Here is a 14,296-nt window from a genome sequence, read left to right on the forward strand (position 1 = left end):
GTTAGTCAATGAAAATACCTTCGGCAGGCCGGGAAAATCCACCGTCCCGGCCGAGGCGATAGCCTGTGATATTGACCCTGGCGAACAGGGCGCGTTGCGTTACACCGCTGGCGGTGTCGCAGGCGTTACACCAAGATCACAGGCAATGGCATGACGGCCTGTCAGCAGGTTGGCCAGACTGGCCAGACACAGCACTGCCAGCAGTTTCAGTCGTGCGCCTTCGCCGACGCCGACAAGACGCTTTGAAGCCTCGATCGGGGCTACATTGGCCCGCATGTCACCACGCCACCGCACTACAAGGGAGGCCCGCGGCGCATCGATATACTCGATACGACGTACGCTATCGATCATGAAGCCCACGGCACAGTCACCACAGCTGACCACCAGGATCTGATCGGCAGGCGATTGAGTATCGCGGCCCAGCAGCGCCCTGAGATCCACCATGGAGACGGTTCGGTCCAGATGACGGAATGTTCCGATAAACAAGCCCGAATCAGAAAGTGGCGTAATGGTCTCCGGAATGGGAAGTACGGCATCAATCTGTGTCAGCGGCGTTACGAAGTCGCCCCCGGCGCCGTAGCTCATGAAGGCAAAACGCTGCCACTCCTGTGCCGTCTGATGATATTCATCCACGGCACTCAGGCTGGCATGTATGGCGGCCAGTCCGGTCAGAGCCTCGGAGTCAAACAGTGAGCGATGATCCAGCAACAGCGCGTCCTTGAGTCCGGGTGGGGCCAGCAGGCCACGGACATGACGGATGCCTTGCTGGTCATCGGCGGTCAGCAGGCGGCAATTGTCTTCCGTGTAGTCCGCCATCCTTTCCAGCCGTGTGATGGCCAGGGCGATACGCCCCTGCGGGCTGTCGAGGACCACGAGCTGATGGTTGTGTGGCGGGGTGGCCTTGTAACCCATCAGCACGCGGGGGTCGAATACCGGGATGATATCCTTTCGAACCTGTTGATTGCCCAGATAACCGGGCAGCCGTGTCGAGGGCTCCTTCAGGGCATGACTGTTGAGGACTTCGCGCACCACGACCGTATCCACGGCAAAGCGGAGGTCACCGCATTCCATGATCAATGCCCTGTGACGGTCGGGCAGTTCGGCAACGGCGGAACTTTCTGCCTCGGAAGGGCCTCTTTGCGCGGTGTTGTCAAAGCTGAGCAGCATGCCTTCGAGGGCGAACAGGGCATCCATGTCAAGTACATGGATCGGGCGCTGTTCATCGGGGTGAATGAAGACGTGGGGCGTCAGGGCATCAGTGGCACCCTGTGCGCCCCCGAGCTCCTGCAGATCGGATGATTCGATACTGACCACATCACGAACATGATGCACTCGCAGCCCGAACCGTCCCCCCCTGTAACTGACGATGGCGATTTGATCGCTGGTCTGCTGAGCACTCTGGCTGCTGTCAAATCCCAGTAGCCGCGACAGATCGATGGTCGGAATCAATGCCCCTCGCAGCGCAAAGCTGCCCAGCGCCCATTCCGGCATGCGGGGCCTGGGCGCCAGCGGTCCGGCCAGGGTGGTGACCTCAAGCAGGTTGTCGGCACTCAGTGCAACATCCGTGGCGCCAAGGTTGAGAATGCCGAAGATCCGAATGCTCATGAGACCGTCCCGGTTTGCCTGGCACTGGCATGAACGACCTCCGAGATGGATGCGATGGAGGTCGCCTGGGTATCCGCCAGCTTAGTAATCAATTGATCAACCTGTCTGGCGGTACTTAATTGCGATGCGGTCGTTCTGGCAATGGTTTCAATGGATTCGGTGGTTTGCTCAACACCTTCGGCAATCCGGTTGAACGAATCCCGGGCCCTGGCGGAAATATCATTGCCCTGTTGAATGCGCTTGTTGGACTCGTTCAGCAGACGGGTAATCTGGCGGGTGGCTTCGGCAGATTTTTCAGCCAGCTTGCGCACTTCGTCAGCGACAACGGAAAAGCCCAGTCCATGTTCTCCGGCGCGGGCGGCTTCGATGGCGGCATTGAAGGCCAGAAGGTTGGTCTGAGAAGCAATCTCGCCAATGACAGCCACAATTTCGCCAATGTCTTCAGACGACTTTGAAATGGCTTCCATGGCATCCGCGGACTGCTGCAGGGACTGGGTGCCGGAGGACGCATCACGCTGGGTGGCGCGTGCCAGTTCACGAGTCAGCTGTGTATTTTCGGCAATCGAGCTGATGGACTGGTTGAGTTCTCCGACAGACTTGCGCATGGCGTCGGACTGCGACTGGATATGCTCTTCCAGCTCGACCTGCGCAGTAATGTCGGTGGCAAACTTGACCACGCGACAGGGGTTGCCATCGATATCGAAAATCGGGTTATAGGTCGCCTGAATCCATACGCGGCGGTCAAACTTTCCAAGCCGCATGAAGCGGCCGGTAAAGAACTCGCCACGGCTCAGGGATTGCCAGAAATCACGGTACTCCGTGCTTTGAATGTAAGCACGTGGACAGAACATACTGTGATGCTGCCCTTCGATATCATCTGCCTGGTAGCCAAGGGTATTCAGAAAGTTCTGGTTGGCCTTGAGGATATTGCCCTTGAGGTCAAATTCGATCACCGCCTGAGCACGATCAATGGCATTGACCTTGCCTTCATAGTCGATGTTGAGGCTCTTCTGCCGGGTAATATCGGAAGCCAGCTTGATGATGCGTACCGGCCTGCCGCTGGCATCGAGAATGGGGTTGTACGTTGCCTGCAGCCATATATCCCGTCCGCGCCGGTCCCGGCGCCTGAATTCACCGGACAGAAAGGCGCCTTCCGCCAGCTTCTCCCAGAAGTGCTGATATTCTTCGCTGTTGGCATAGGATGGCTCGCAAAACAGTCGGTGCGGTTGCCCCTTGATCTCTGCCAGGGTATACCCCGTCGCCTTCAGGAACCCTTCGTTGGCATCAAGCACTCTGCCTTCCAGGTCAAATTCAACCACCGCCTGAGAGCGGTTGATGGCTTCTATCTTGCCTTCATATTCAGCGGCGCGCTGCTTTCTTGCCGTGATGTCGGAGGCAAACTTGATCACCTTCACGGGACGATCATACTCATCAAGAACCGGGGTATAACTGGCCTGAATCCATACTTCACGCCCGCCCTTGGCCAGCCGACGAAACGATCCGGTTTCATGCTTGCCATCGGCCAGCCGGCGCCAGAAGGTCTGATAGGACGGGCTGGAAACCGTCTCGTCGTCACAGAACAGACGATGATGCTCACCAACCACTTCCTCGAGGGTATACCCCATCAGGTCCAGAAAATTCTGATTGGCATCCAGTACCTTTCCGTCGAGTCCGAATTCGATCAATGCCTGAGAGCGGCTGATTGCCTGCCTGAAAAAATCCTGTGGGATCGAGCTATCCTGCGTCATGGACATCATGTTTCTCCAGTAATACTGGCCTGAGAGGGTCAGGGAGTGGGTCTGCATCTGTCGCTATTATCGGTATCACCGGGCATGGCTTGAGGAGGTACTGTCTGGTAGGGCAAATAAAACAGAGGCATTGGCATGACATCGTCCGAGTCGCTCCCTGCGATAGCCTCGGGTCGAAATGAGGTATGGAACGTTCAAAAGGGCCTGCCCGATAAACGATGTCATCGGGCAGGCCATGATGGTGTGATGCAACCGCGCCGCTTGATCATCATGAGATCATGAAGGTTGTGGCTGGCGGCCGGTCATTTCATGACGATCATCTGGAGGCTGGTTATCCTGGTGACCTCACTGCTTCAAGAGTGGATGAAGCCTCGCGTTGACAAAGCCCTTTATATCCGACGTCAGTATCCGGTTATGTCTCCCGCTTCCTGCAATGCATGACAGGGGGACACCCAGCTCACGGGCCAGTTTTCTGGCCGAGGGCGCTGCATGGGGTATCTTCGGGGTATGAGTGATAGTGCTCATTTCAGTGACTCATTGCTCAGCTATCGAGGGGGTTGGTTTTTTTACTGGAGACAGAGAGGGATACCCGTGCATCTTCCAGGGTCTGCTCCGATATCAGGCCGGCATCCGTGAGCGCGGTCAGTGCCTTGAATGCGATGTAATACCGGTCCACTTCAAAAAATGACCTCAGCGCCTGGCGGGTATCGGAACGGCCAAACCCGTCCGTGCCCAGTACATGAAAGTCGTTTGGAACCCATGGCCTTATCTGGTCAACATAAAGCTTCATGTAGTCCGTGACGGCAATGACCGGGCCGTGGTGGGCTTCAAGCTGTGACATCACCCATGGTTTTTCATGAATTTCACCGGGGCGGTGAAGCCTCTTATGGTCGTAATCAAGTCCGTCTCGGCGAAGTTCGTTGAAGCTGGTGGCGCTCCACACGTTTGCGGCGACATTGAATCCTGCCAGCAGGCCGGCCGCTGCCTCGGCTTCCGGCAACAGGGCACCTGATCCCATCAACTGCACGGCGGGCCATTTTTGCATGTCGCGGGCTTTCTTCAGCAAGTACAGGCCCCTGATGATGCCTTCTTCACAGTTCTCCGGCATCGCCGGGTGGGTATGGTTTTCATTCATTACCGTGAGGTAATAAAACCGCTCATTGCCTTTTTCAAACATGTCTACCAGGCCATGTCGGATAATCACGGCCACTTCATGGGCGTAGGTAGGGTCATAACTGCGGCAGTTGGGGATGAAGGAGGCCGATAGATGGCTATGGCCATCCTGATGTTGCAGCCCCTCACCATTGATGGTGGTTCGTCCGGCGGTCCCTCCGATGAGAAATCCGCGAGCCAGCATATCGCCGGCCGCCCAGGCCAGATCGCCTACGCGTTGAAAACCGAACATGGCATAAAAGATATAAAAGGGAATCACTGCCGTCGCGTGATTGGCCTCGGCGGTGGCCGCCGCCAGCCAGGACGACATGGCACCGGCTTCCGTAATACCTTCTTCAAGTATCTGCCCCTGCCGGTCTTCGCGATAAAACATGATCTGGCCCGCATCGGCTGGCTGATATTTCTGCCCTTCATGGGCATAGATACCCACCTGTCGGAACAGGCCTTCCATGCCGAACGTTCGGGCTTCATCCGGCACGATCGGAACGATGCGGCTGCCCAGCTCCTTGTCCTTCAGTAGACCGGAAAGAATCCTGGCAAAGGCCATGGTGGTGGATACCGTCCGTTCACCGGTCCCCTTGAGCTGGCTTGCAAATGCCTTGTCTGTCAGTGATGGGATCGACAGGGAACGTCTGGTGGTTGAGCGTGCCGGCAGATAGCCTCCGAGCAACTCTCGACGAGCATGAAGATAACGCATATCCGGGCTATCGGTATCAGGTCGGTAATAGGGCATGCCATCCTGAAGCGCTTCATCGCTGAAGGGCATGTGGAGGCGGTCCCTGAGGGTGCAGCGTCCCTTCACCGACATGGTCTTGATATTGTGGGCTTCCATGTCCGCCTCACCATTGTCGCTGCCCAGCGCATAGCCCTTGACGGTATGCGCGAGGATGACCGTAGGCCGGCCGTCATTATTGCGGGTTGCAGCCCGGTAGGCCGCGTAAATCTTGCGGGGGTCGTGTCCACCACGCTGCAGTTGTGCAATCTGTTCATCGGATAGTGATGAGACCCGCTCAAGCAGTTCCGGAAACTTTCCGAAGAAATGCTTGCGCGTATAGGCCGGACCCTGTGCCTTGTAGCTTTGGTATTCGCCATCGACGGTTGAATCGATGCAGTGTTGCAGCAGACCATCATGGTCGTTGTCCAGAAGGGTATCCCACGCACTTCCCCACACCACCTTGATCACATTCCAGCCACAGCCTCGAAATGTACTTTCCAGCTCATCCATGATCCTGCTGTTACCCCTGACCGGACCATCCAGCCGTTGCAGGTTACAGTTGACGACAAAGATGAGGTGATCAAGGCGCTCTCGACTGGCGACGTTGAGTGCTCCCAGTGTTTCAACTTCATCGCATTCTCCATCTCCCAGAAATGCCCACACCTTGCGATTGTCCAGCGGACAGAGGCCGCGATGATCCAGATACTTCATGAGCCGGGCCTGATAAATGGCCTGCAGAGGACCAAGGCCCATGGAGACCGTCGAAAACTGCCAGTACGCTGGCATCAGGTATGGGTGAGGGTAGGAGGACAGGCCACTACCGCCAGCCTCCTGACGAAAGCCATCCAGCCTGGCTTCATCGAACCGGCCTTCCAGAAAGGAACGGCTGTATATGCCCGGGGCGATATGCCCCTGAAAGTAGATCAGATCACCCTGATGATGCTCGGTGGAAGCCTTGAAGAAGTGGTTGAAGCCAACGTCATATAACGTGCAGCTCGACATGAAGCTTGCCAGGTGGCCCCCCAGGCTTTTGTCCTTCTGATTGGCGCGTACCACCATGGCAATACTGTTCCAGCGAATCGCCGCGCGCAGTCGTTTCTCAGCGGCTAAATCACCCGGGTAATCAGGTTCATCTGCCCGAGCAAGGGTGTTTCGGTGGGGCGTACAGGCATGGCCGAGTGACATGTCATGTTTCAAGCATTCACGTGTCAGGCTCGAGAGCACAAGCTCGGCCCGATCCTTGCCCTCGAAGTGGATGAGCGATCGCAGCGCTTCCAGCCATTCCCGGGTTCCGTGTGTATCTGTATCCCGCACCATGTTCAGGTATCTCGCGTTGTCAGTGTCCCTGAAACGCTACTCCCTGGCGGAATGCTTCAACAATCCCTTCTCGTGGGAATCAGTTGCCCATTTTCGGTAATAATGACGTTGCCTTTGCTATCTTCTCGGGCGTATTCGGGAGTCAGCTTTCCTTCCCGGTAAATCGAAGTTGTCGAGATTTCAGGCACGCTGACCGCTGTGTTATACAGCCTGCTGAACAGTCAACAAGGCATGAGCGCGCGTGAATCTTGATCACCTCAAACTGTTTGTAGCCGTGGCTGAGCAGGAGTCGATTCTTGCAGCATCGAAAATGCTGGATATACCCAACTCGACACTGTCTCGTCAGATAAAAAACCTCGAAGGACAGCTCGGCCAGCAACTTGTACTGCGAAGTACCCGGCATTTGCGCCTGACCGCCGAAGGCCGGGCGCTGTATGAACGGGCGCGGCCACTGGTGGCAGCATTAAGTGACATTGGCCACGAGGTGAAAAGCCGACATGGCCGACTCAGTGGTACGCTCACTGTCGCCATTCCTTCCGAGTTCTGTGTGACGTGGTTGAACCGCGGTATTGCCGAGTTTTCCCGTCAGCATCCGGAGCTGGCCCTTGAGTGCATTACCAGCATGGCGCCGCTGGACCCGGTGCGTCGCGACGTTCATGTTTCGATTGCCTACCATCGTGGCGACCGCCAAAGCAGCAATATGGTTGTTCGTCCGCTTCTATCACTGGCAAGCTCGGTCGTGGCGACCCCGGAATTGCTCGCACAATACGCCGCACCGTCTCGAATCAGCGAGCTGGCAGAGCTGCCATGTATTTCGACCCTGACAGCACTGAAATCAAATCCCTGGGTATTCATTGATGACAAGGGGCAGGCGGTCAGCCTGAAACTGCCTTCGCGCTACAAGGTGGACAGCAGCCAGATGCTGATTTCAGGCGCGCTGGCCGGCATCGGGTTTGCCATTATTCCCACGGCCTTTTGCGCCTCTCACCTCGCCTCGGGTGAGCTGGTTGAGCTCACGCTTGATTGTCAGCCTGCGCCACTTGATATCGTGGCGATCTATCCGAACCGAAACAGTATTTCAGTGCGTGCCAGAGCCTTTGTGGATATGGTGAAAACCGAGCTCAGAGACAAGGCGCTGGCGTAGCCTCACCGTTGGTTCAACCGAACCCGGGGTGCTGATCAGCAGGGCGCCTGCCTGTCATGGGTAGCGCCCCTCACGCCGATTGCTGATCAGTTCCTTCATGATCCTGTTGGTCTGGATCATGGCGGGGGTGTCGGGTTCGCGCCGGCGGCTACAGATGATGGGGGAGGTGATATTGGGTTCGGCCAGTCGCACATAGGTAATTTCATCGCGCTGCATACGCATCACCTGTTCCGGTACCAGACTGAAACCAAGATCCGATGCCACCAGGCCGATCGCGGTCTGAAGTTCGTTGGTTTCCTGAATGACCCGCACCCTCAGCCCTCGCAGGCGAAACAGGCTCAGAATCGTATCGGCGTAGCTGGGGCGTGGCGTGGCCGGGTAGATGATCAACGGGTACTCGGCCAGCTGGGCCAGAGTCGGCGTGGTGTTTGCCAGCGGATGAGACACCGGCAGCGCTGCCACGATTGGCTCATCAAGCAGCACCTCCTGCACGATGTCGGGATCATCGACCCTGAGCCGACCGAAGCCAATATCGATTCGGCCGGCCTTGAGCGCCTGAACCTGGCTGACCGTGGTCAACTCCAGCAACAACAGCTCGATGTTATCCGTTTGCCGTAGACGCCGAATCAACTGCGGTAACTGCCCGAACAGCAGCGAGCCGACCATTCCTATACCGAATACCTGATGCCCGCGTCGTGCCATCCGCCGCGTGGCGGCGACGGTGGTATCGATCTTTTCCAGGATCTGCAGCGCATGCTCCAGAAAGAACTTCCCTTCCGGTGTCAGTGCCAGTCCGCGCGCCTGGCGTTCGAACAATGACGTGCCCAGCTCGGTCTCCAGCTGCTTTATTCGGCGCGACAAGGGCGGCTGCGCCATGTGCAGCCGCTCGGCCGCACGAGTCATGTTGAGTTCTTCGGCGACAGTGCAGAAGTAGCGCAGTTGGCGTATGTCCATTGATACCTTCCGGGTATGGGTGGCGACCCAAACGATATTTTTTTGATGGGAGATGTGCAATCAGACTTAGGTCATCGCTGAATTGCCACAAGAGACTGACCATGTCCGCCATTATCGAGTCGATAACCACCCAGATTGTCGACCTGCCGACCATCCGACCGCACCGACTGTCCATGACTACCATGGCGTGTCAGTCGCTGGTCATCGTCCGTCTTCGAAGCTCCGATGGCATCGAAGGCCTTGGCGAAGCCACCACCATCGGTGGGCTGAGCTACAGCGCGGAAAGCCCCGAAAGCATCAAGTGCAATATCGATGCATGGCTGGCTCCACTACTGATCGGCCAGCCTGCCGACAACATCAACGGCCTTGCAGCCCGTCTTGACCGCCATGTGCGCGGTAACGCCATTGCCCGCTCGGCGCTTGAGACGGCACTGCTGGATGCTCAGGGCAAGCGTCTTGGTGTCTCGGTCGCCTCGCTTCTGGGCGGAGCCGTGCACGACCACCTGCCGGTGCTCTGGACACTCGCCAGCGGCGATACCCGAAAGGATATCGATGAGGCCTTCCAGCGCCTTGATGAACACCGGCATCACCAGTTCAAGCTCAAGCTGGGCGCCAATGCCCTGCGAGATGACCTGCGCCATACCGAAGCGATCTGCGATGCGCTCAAGGGCCGGGCGGGCGTGCAGGTCGATATCAATCAGGCCTGGGATGAGGCGACCGCGGTTGAAGGCATCGCCGCGCTTGAGGCGGCGGGTGTCGAACTGATCGAGCAGCCGATTCCTGCACGCAATGTCCATGGCCTTGCTCGGCTGGCCAACCGCTTTCGGATCACGATGCTGGCCGATGAAGCCGTTCAGGATGCCGGCGACGGTCTGACATTGCTGGACGCCGGCTTCAGCGGCGCCTTTGCCTTGAAGATCGCCAAGGCCGGTGGCCCCCGAGGCGCGCTCAAGTTGGCTCATCTGGCCCAGAGCGCCGGTCTCGGTCTCTATGGTGGCACCCTGCTCGAAGGTACCATCGGCACTGCCGCCTCACTTCACGCCTGGTCCACGCTGGCCTCCCTCCGGTGGGGAACCGAAATGTTCGGTCCACTGCTTCTGAAGGACGACATTGTCACCGAAAGCCTTCACTACCACGAGTTCGGGGTCGAGCTGCCTCGTGGACCGGGACTTGGTATCACGCTTGATGAAGATCGGCTGCGCTTTTACAGCCGCCCCTGACACAGGAGAAGACCCATGCTGTTTCATGTCGAAATGACCGTCAATCTGCCAGCCGATATGCCCGAAGCGCGGGCCGCCGAGATCAAGGCCACCGAAAAGGCCTATTCCCAGAAGCTTCAAAACGAGGGGACCTGGCGTCACCTGTGGCGAGTGGCTGGAAGTTACTCGAACGTCAGCATCTTCGATGTTGAGGACAATGAGACCCTGCACCACATCATCAGCGGCCTGCCACTGTTCCCGTACATGGAGATTCGCGTACGTCCGCTGTGCCGTCATCCGTCTTCGGTGCGTGACGACGACAGTTGAATACCCGGGCCCTTGAGCGTGCCGAAGTCAATTTCAAATAAAGAGGTGGTTTCCATGAGCGTGAAGATCTTTGATTCCCCTGACGTGCAGGACTTTCTCGTTAAACTCAGTGGGCTGGAAAATGCCGGGGGCAGCGATCGCGCCAAGCAGATCGTTCACCGCCTGGTAAGTGATCTGTTCAAGCTGATCGACGATTTTGACATCAGCGAAGAGGAGTACTGGGCCGGCATCAACCTGCTTAATGCCCTTGGCAGCCAGACCCAGTTCGGTTTGCTGTCGCCGGGGCTCGGGTTCGATCACTTTCTCGACATGCGTCACGACGCTCTCGATGCCGAGGCTCAGCGCACCGGCGGTACGCCACGCACCATTGAAGGGCCGCTGTACGTAGCAGGTGCCCCGGAAGCCGAGGGTTTCGCCCGTATGAATGATGAGGTTACCGAAGGCGAAACCATGTGGCTGACCGGTCAGGTTCGTGATGTGGATGGTACGCCGATCAAGGGGGCCAAGGTGGAAATCTGGCACGCCGACGACAATGGATGCTATTCCTTTTTCGATCCGTCACAGTCCGATTACAACCTGCGCCGCACCATCTACACCGGTAGTGACGGCCGCTACACTGCCCGCAGCATCATTCCCTCCGGGTATGGCGTGCCCGAAGGCGCCCCGACCGATATCGTGCTCAAGTCGCTTGGCCGTCACGGTGAACGTCCGGCCCATATCCACTTTTTCATTTCGGCGCCGGGGCACCAGCACCTCACTACCCAGATCAATCTGGCCGGCGATCCATACACCTTTGATGACTTTGCCTTCGCCACCCGCGAAGAGCTGGTGATTCCCGCCGAACGCATCGATGACGTGTCCGAGATCGAAAAACGTGCGCTGGAGGGGCCGTTCTCACAGGTAGTGTTCGATATTGAGTTGTCGCCGACCGACGAGGTCGAGCTTCAGGCGCGTCACGCTCGCCCGCGGGCGAAGGAAAACGAGCACGATCTGGCCAGCCAACTGGCTGGCACCGCGAAGGTCTAGATGTTGATTAACGCCGTCACCACCTCCGGACTGCCTGATCAATTAGAATCCGGTGCCTTCGGTCCTGGCAGCAGGCCTGCAGTAGCGTAGTCATCTGCGTCAAGGAAAAACGCGCCCGACATGTGAATGTCGGGCGCGTTTCATGGTGGCTGGATTGCCTTTACGCCAGGTGTTATAGCCTCACCGATGGAGCACGACGCTCCAGTTCATGAGGTGACAGCGCGTCCCTTTGCCTTGTGGTGAGTGGCCGGTGGGTGGTCCTGCCACGCGGCTTCCCTGTCATCCAGTGCACGGTGCGCGGACTCCGGCAGACGTGAGCCACCAATGAGGGCCAGCACTGCAATCGCAATGAGGTAGAACGCAGGTGCCAGCGAGTAGCCTGTCAGCGAGATCAACCAGGTGGCGACCAGTGGTGCGGTCCCGCCAAAAATCGTATACGCCACGTTGTAGCACAGGGCTGATCCGGTATAGCGAACCCGCGTCGGGAATTGTTCTGCCAGCAGTACCGCTGTCACCACGCCGCACATGACGGCTCCCACGGCCAGCATCGAGGCGCCCAGCATGGCCGGCCACAGTTCGCCGCTGCCGGCCAGATAATAGGCGGGGAATACGGCCACGATCAGGGAGATACAGGCCGTTTTGATGGTGTTGCGCCGCCCGATCCGGTCCGAAAGACGGCCCACCACCGGACACAGGAGGCCCGAAAATACCAGAGCACCCAGGCTGGCCAGCAGGGCAGTCGTGCGTGTGGCGTTACCGGCTACCTGCATATAGGTCACCAGATAAGTGGTGAACATGTAAAACGACAACGCAGTGGCCGAGATGAAGGCGCTCAGGCACACGATGGTTCGTCCATGCACCTGTACCGTTTCCTTCACGGTGGCATGTTCCGTTTCGGGAGCCTTTTGCAGGGCCTTGAAGGCTGGCGATTCTTCCAGATGCAGGCGCATGTAAAGTCCGATCAGGCCGAGCGGGGCGGCAATCAGAAAGGGAACGCGCCAGCCCCAGGACTGCATGGTTTCATCCGACAGTGTTGTGCCCAGCACCAGCGTCAGTCCGGCCGCTGAGGCAAAGGCCATGAAGGTGGATACTGGAATCAGACTGCCATAACGTGCCTTTTGCCGTGTAGGGGCATGCTCCAGCACATAGGTGCAGGCGCCTGCATATTCGCCACCGGCCGAGAACCCCTGAATGCAGCGGGCCAGTGCCAGAAGCAGCGGAGCAATGAAACCGATGGTGTCGTAGGTGGGCAGAATGCCGATTACGGCGGTGGCGCCGGCCATCATCAAAATGGTGATAGCGAGCACTCGTTTGCGGCCAATGCGGTCGCCCAGCCGGCCAAAGAAGATGCCGCCCAGCGGTCGCAGCGCAAAGGAGATGGCGAATACGGCAAAGGTCTGCAGTAATGCCAGAGCAGGCTCTCCCTGAGGGAAAAAGTGCTGAGCAATGATCAGTGCCAGAAAGCCATAAATGGCGAAATCAAACCATTCAACGAAGTTGCCGATGGTCGAGGCAATAATGACCTGGCGCATGGCCTTTCGACGGCCTGGCGACAGAGGTTGGGACAAGGGGGAGCGGTGGTTGCCGCTGTTCGATGAGCCGGCATAATTGTTATTGGACACGGTCGCTTTCCTGGGCAGGTGATAAGCATACGCAAGATGCTCACGACCTCAGTCTGTCATCAAGCCCTTCACGACGGGACACACCAAAGCGTCGTCGACGTTGTCAGCTGCGACCTTTTGAATGCCCGATGTTCCAGTGCACCACGGCGTTGCCGATATAGGCAGGTCGTGCACGGATAAGGTGCGTGTCAAACTGGTTGCTGCAGGCGGGGCAGGGAGTGCGCAGGCATAAAAAAGGCCCTGAATCATCAGGGCCTTTTTTATATAAACTGGCGGAGGGACAGGGATTCGAACCCTGGAAGGGCTATAAACCCTTGCCGGTTTTCAAGACCGGTGCATTCAACCGCTCTGCCATCCCTCCGAATACGGGTGCGTACACTAACACGCTATATTGCTGTACGCAATTTTAAAACGCCACGGTTGCTTCATGAGTAGTGATTCAGAGGGGTATTTCATATGCCATTAAAAAAAGAGCGAGGCCGAAACGAAAATGCCCCGAGTCGATAGGATCGATTCGGGGCATTGGTGTTCGAGGTGGCGGAGGGACAGGGATTCGAACCCTGGAAGGGCTATAAACCCTTGCCGGTTTTCAAGACCGGTGCATTCAACCGCTCTGCCATCCCTCCGTCTCACGGCGATGCATGCTACCAGCTTGTCTGCACGCGTCAAGTATCTTTTTAACGATCATGGACTTAACCGGTGTTGAATGGTGGCTTGCGCCGGGTGCAGCCTCGTAGCATGCTGGATGGTAGAAATCGGTACTATGGGAGCATTACCATGAACGAGCGTTACCATGTTGCGCAGTCTGAAGCCCGGCAGGAGGTCAGTCCGGCTTACAAGGTGCTTCGCAATACTTACATGCTGCTGGCGCTGACTCTGGCCTTTTCGGCAGTTACTGCAGGCGTTGCCATGTCGATGGGCGTGGCTCATTTGAACATCTTTGTATTTTTCATCGGGGCCTACGGCCTGATGTTTCTGGTTCACAAGCTCAAGAATTCCTCGGCAGGGCTGCTGGCCATCTTTGCCTTTACAGGCTTCATGGGCTTTACCCTGGGCCCCATTCTGACAAGTTATCTGACCCTGTCGAATGGCGCGCAGTTGATCATGACGGCGCTGGGGATGACGGCCACGACCTTCATCGGACTGTCAGCGGTGGTTCTGATCACCAAAAAGGATTTCAGCTTTCTTTCCAACTTCCTGATGGCGGGAGCAATCGTTTTGGTGGTGGCCATGCTGGTGGCCATGATCTTCAATATTTCCGGTCTGGCGCTGGCGGTTTCGGCAGGCTTTGTGCTGTTCTCGAGTGCGATGATCCTGTTTGAAACCAGTCAGATCATCCACGGGGGGGAGCGTAATTACATTCTGGCGACCCTCGGTTTATACTTGTCGATCTACAACCTGTTTGTCAGCCTGTTGTCGATTCTGGGCGTGGTGTCCGGCGACGACTGATGATGCGGTTTGATCAT

Annotated in this window: 11 protein-coding genes and 2 tRNA genes; 5 read left to right on the forward strand and 8 right to left on the reverse strand. The window is 57.5% G+C overall.

All coding sequences use genetic code 11. The annotated features are described in order from the left end of the window. Positions 1–99: 99 nt before the first annotated feature. The 4 genes from OQ287_RS03665 to aceE form a co-directional block, all read right to left on the reverse strand. Positions 100–1,605 carry a chemotaxis protein CheW gene (locus OQ287_RS03665; protein ID WP_265895620.1) on the reverse strand — a complete coding sequence of 502 codons (1,506 nt, stop codon included), beginning with the start codon at positions 1,603–1,605 and terminating at the stop codon, positions 100–102. Then, positions 1,602–3,362: a methyl-accepting chemotaxis protein gene (locus OQ287_RS15280; RefSeq protein WP_322974092.1), complete on the reverse strand. Its 1,761-nt coding sequence runs from the start codon at positions 3,360–3,362 to the stop codon at positions 1,602–1,604. Before OQ287_RS15280 ends, OQ287_RS03665 begins: the two co-directional genes overlap by 4 nt. A 336-nt stretch (positions 3,363–3,698) precedes the next feature. Further along, positions 3,699–3,878 (reverse strand): E3 binding domain-containing protein, encoded by a 180-nt coding sequence (locus OQ287_RS15325; protein WP_350355162.1) that lies wholly within the window; start codon positions 3,876–3,878, stop codon positions 3,699–3,701. A gap of 16 nt (positions 3,879–3,894) precedes the next feature. After that, positions 3,895–6,558 (reverse strand): pyruvate dehydrogenase (acetyl-transferring), homodimeric type, encoded by a 2,664-nt coding sequence (gene aceE / locus OQ287_RS03680; RefSeq protein ID WP_265895622.1) that lies wholly within the window; start codon positions 6,556–6,558, stop codon positions 3,895–3,897. A 241-nt stretch (positions 6,559–6,799) separates the two neighbouring features. Here aceE and OQ287_RS03685 point away from each other — a divergent pair, with 241 nt between their 5' ends. After that, positions 6,800–7,702, forward strand: coding sequence for a LysR family transcriptional regulator (locus OQ287_RS03685; protein WP_265895623.1), 903 nt, complete (start codon positions 6,800–6,802; stop codon positions 7,700–7,702). A gap of 54 nt (positions 7,703–7,756) precedes the next feature. On the opposite strand, the gene OQ287_RS03690 is transcribed toward OQ287_RS03685, so the two are convergent. Continuing rightward, positions 7,757–8,656 carry a LysR family transcriptional regulator gene (locus OQ287_RS03690; RefSeq protein WP_250936681.1) on the reverse strand — a complete coding sequence of 300 codons (900 nt, stop codon included), beginning with the start codon at positions 8,654–8,656 and terminating at the stop codon, positions 7,757–7,759. Between the two features lie 101 nt (positions 8,657–8,757). Between OQ287_RS03690 and OQ287_RS03695 the strand changes: the two genes are divergently transcribed. The 3 genes from OQ287_RS03695 to catA are packed head-to-tail and all read left to right on the forward strand — an operon-like array spanning position 8,758 to position 11,208. Continuing rightward, positions 8,758–9,876: a muconate cycloisomerase family protein gene (locus OQ287_RS03695; RefSeq protein WP_265895624.1), complete on the forward strand. Its 1,119-nt coding sequence runs from the start codon at positions 8,758–8,760 to the stop codon at positions 9,874–9,876. A gap of 15 nt (positions 9,877–9,891) precedes the next feature. Beyond that, positions 9,892–10,182 carry a muconolactone Delta-isomerase gene (gene catC / locus OQ287_RS03700; RefSeq protein ID WP_265895625.1) on the forward strand — a complete coding sequence of 97 codons (291 nt, stop codon included), beginning with the start codon at positions 9,892–9,894 and terminating at the stop codon, positions 10,180–10,182. Positions 10,183–10,236: 54 nt separating this feature from the next. Then, positions 10,237–11,208, forward strand: coding sequence for a catechol 1,2-dioxygenase (gene catA, locus OQ287_RS03705; RefSeq protein ID WP_265895626.1), 972 nt, complete (start codon positions 10,237–10,239; stop codon positions 11,206–11,208). Between the two features lie 206 nt (positions 11,209–11,414). Here catA and OQ287_RS03710 read toward each other — a convergent pair whose 3' ends face one another. From OQ287_RS03710 to OQ287_RS03720, 3 genes are all read right to left on the reverse strand, one after another. Further along, complete coding sequence (locus tag OQ287_RS03710) at positions 11,415–12,830, reverse strand: MFS transporter (protein ID WP_265895628.1); 1,416 nt, start codon at positions 12,828–12,830, stop codon at positions 11,415–11,417. A 270-nt stretch (positions 12,831–13,100) separates the two neighbouring features. Next, positions 13,101–13,191, reverse strand: a tRNA-Ser gene (locus tag OQ287_RS03715). 174 nt (positions 13,192–13,365) lie between these two features. Further along, positions 13,366–13,456, reverse strand: a tRNA-Ser gene (locus tag OQ287_RS03720). 151 nt (positions 13,457–13,607) lie between these two features. Between OQ287_RS03720 and OQ287_RS03725 the strand changes: the two genes are divergently transcribed. Continuing rightward, positions 13,608–14,279 (forward strand): Bax inhibitor-1/YccA family protein, encoded by a 672-nt coding sequence (locus OQ287_RS03725; protein WP_250936694.1) that lies wholly within the window; start codon positions 13,608–13,610, stop codon positions 14,277–14,279. Positions 14,280–14,296: the final 17 nt, after the last annotated feature.

It is taken from the genome of Larsenimonas rhizosphaerae (genome assembly GCF_026240105.1).
In the GTDB taxonomy this organism is placed as follows: Bacteria; Pseudomonadota; Gammaproteobacteria; order Pseudomonadales; family Halomonadaceae; genus Larsenimonas; species Larsenimonas rhizosphaerae.

Excerpts from the sequence above, each read along its gene's own strand:
- OQ287_RS15325 (WP_350355162.1), bottom strand. The coding sequence starts at position 3,878 with ATGAGCACTATCACTCATACCCCGAAGATACCCCATGCAGCGCCCTCG.
- OQ287_RS03695 (WP_265895624.1), top strand. The coding sequence starts at position 8,758 with ATGTCCGCCATTATCGAGTCGATAACCACCCAGATTGTCGACCTGCCG.
- catA (WP_265895626.1), top strand. The coding sequence starts at position 10,237 with ATGAGCGTGAAGATCTTTGATTCCCCTGACGTGCAGGACTTTCTCGTT.
- OQ287_RS03725 (WP_250936694.1), top strand. The coding sequence starts at position 13,608 with ATGAACGAGCGTTACCATGTTGCGCAGTCTGAAGCCCGGCAGGAGGTC.
- OQ287_RS03690 (WP_250936681.1), bottom strand. The coding sequence starts at position 8,656 with ATGGACATACGCCAACTGCGCTACTTCTGCACTGTCGCCGAAGAACTC.
- aceE (WP_265895622.1), bottom strand. The coding sequence starts at position 6,558 with ATGGTGCGGGATACAGATACACACGGAACCCGGGAATGGCTGGAAGCG.
- OQ287_RS03665 (WP_265895620.1), bottom strand. The coding sequence starts at position 1,605 with ATGAGCATTCGGATCTTCGGCATTCTCAACCTTGGCGCCACGGATGTT.
- OQ287_RS15280 (WP_322974092.1), bottom strand. The coding sequence starts at position 3,362 with ATGATGTCCATGACGCAGGATAGCTCGATCCCACAGGATTTTTTCAGG.
- catC (WP_265895625.1), top strand. The coding sequence starts at position 9,892 with ATGCTGTTTCATGTCGAAATGACCGTCAATCTGCCAGCCGATATGCCC.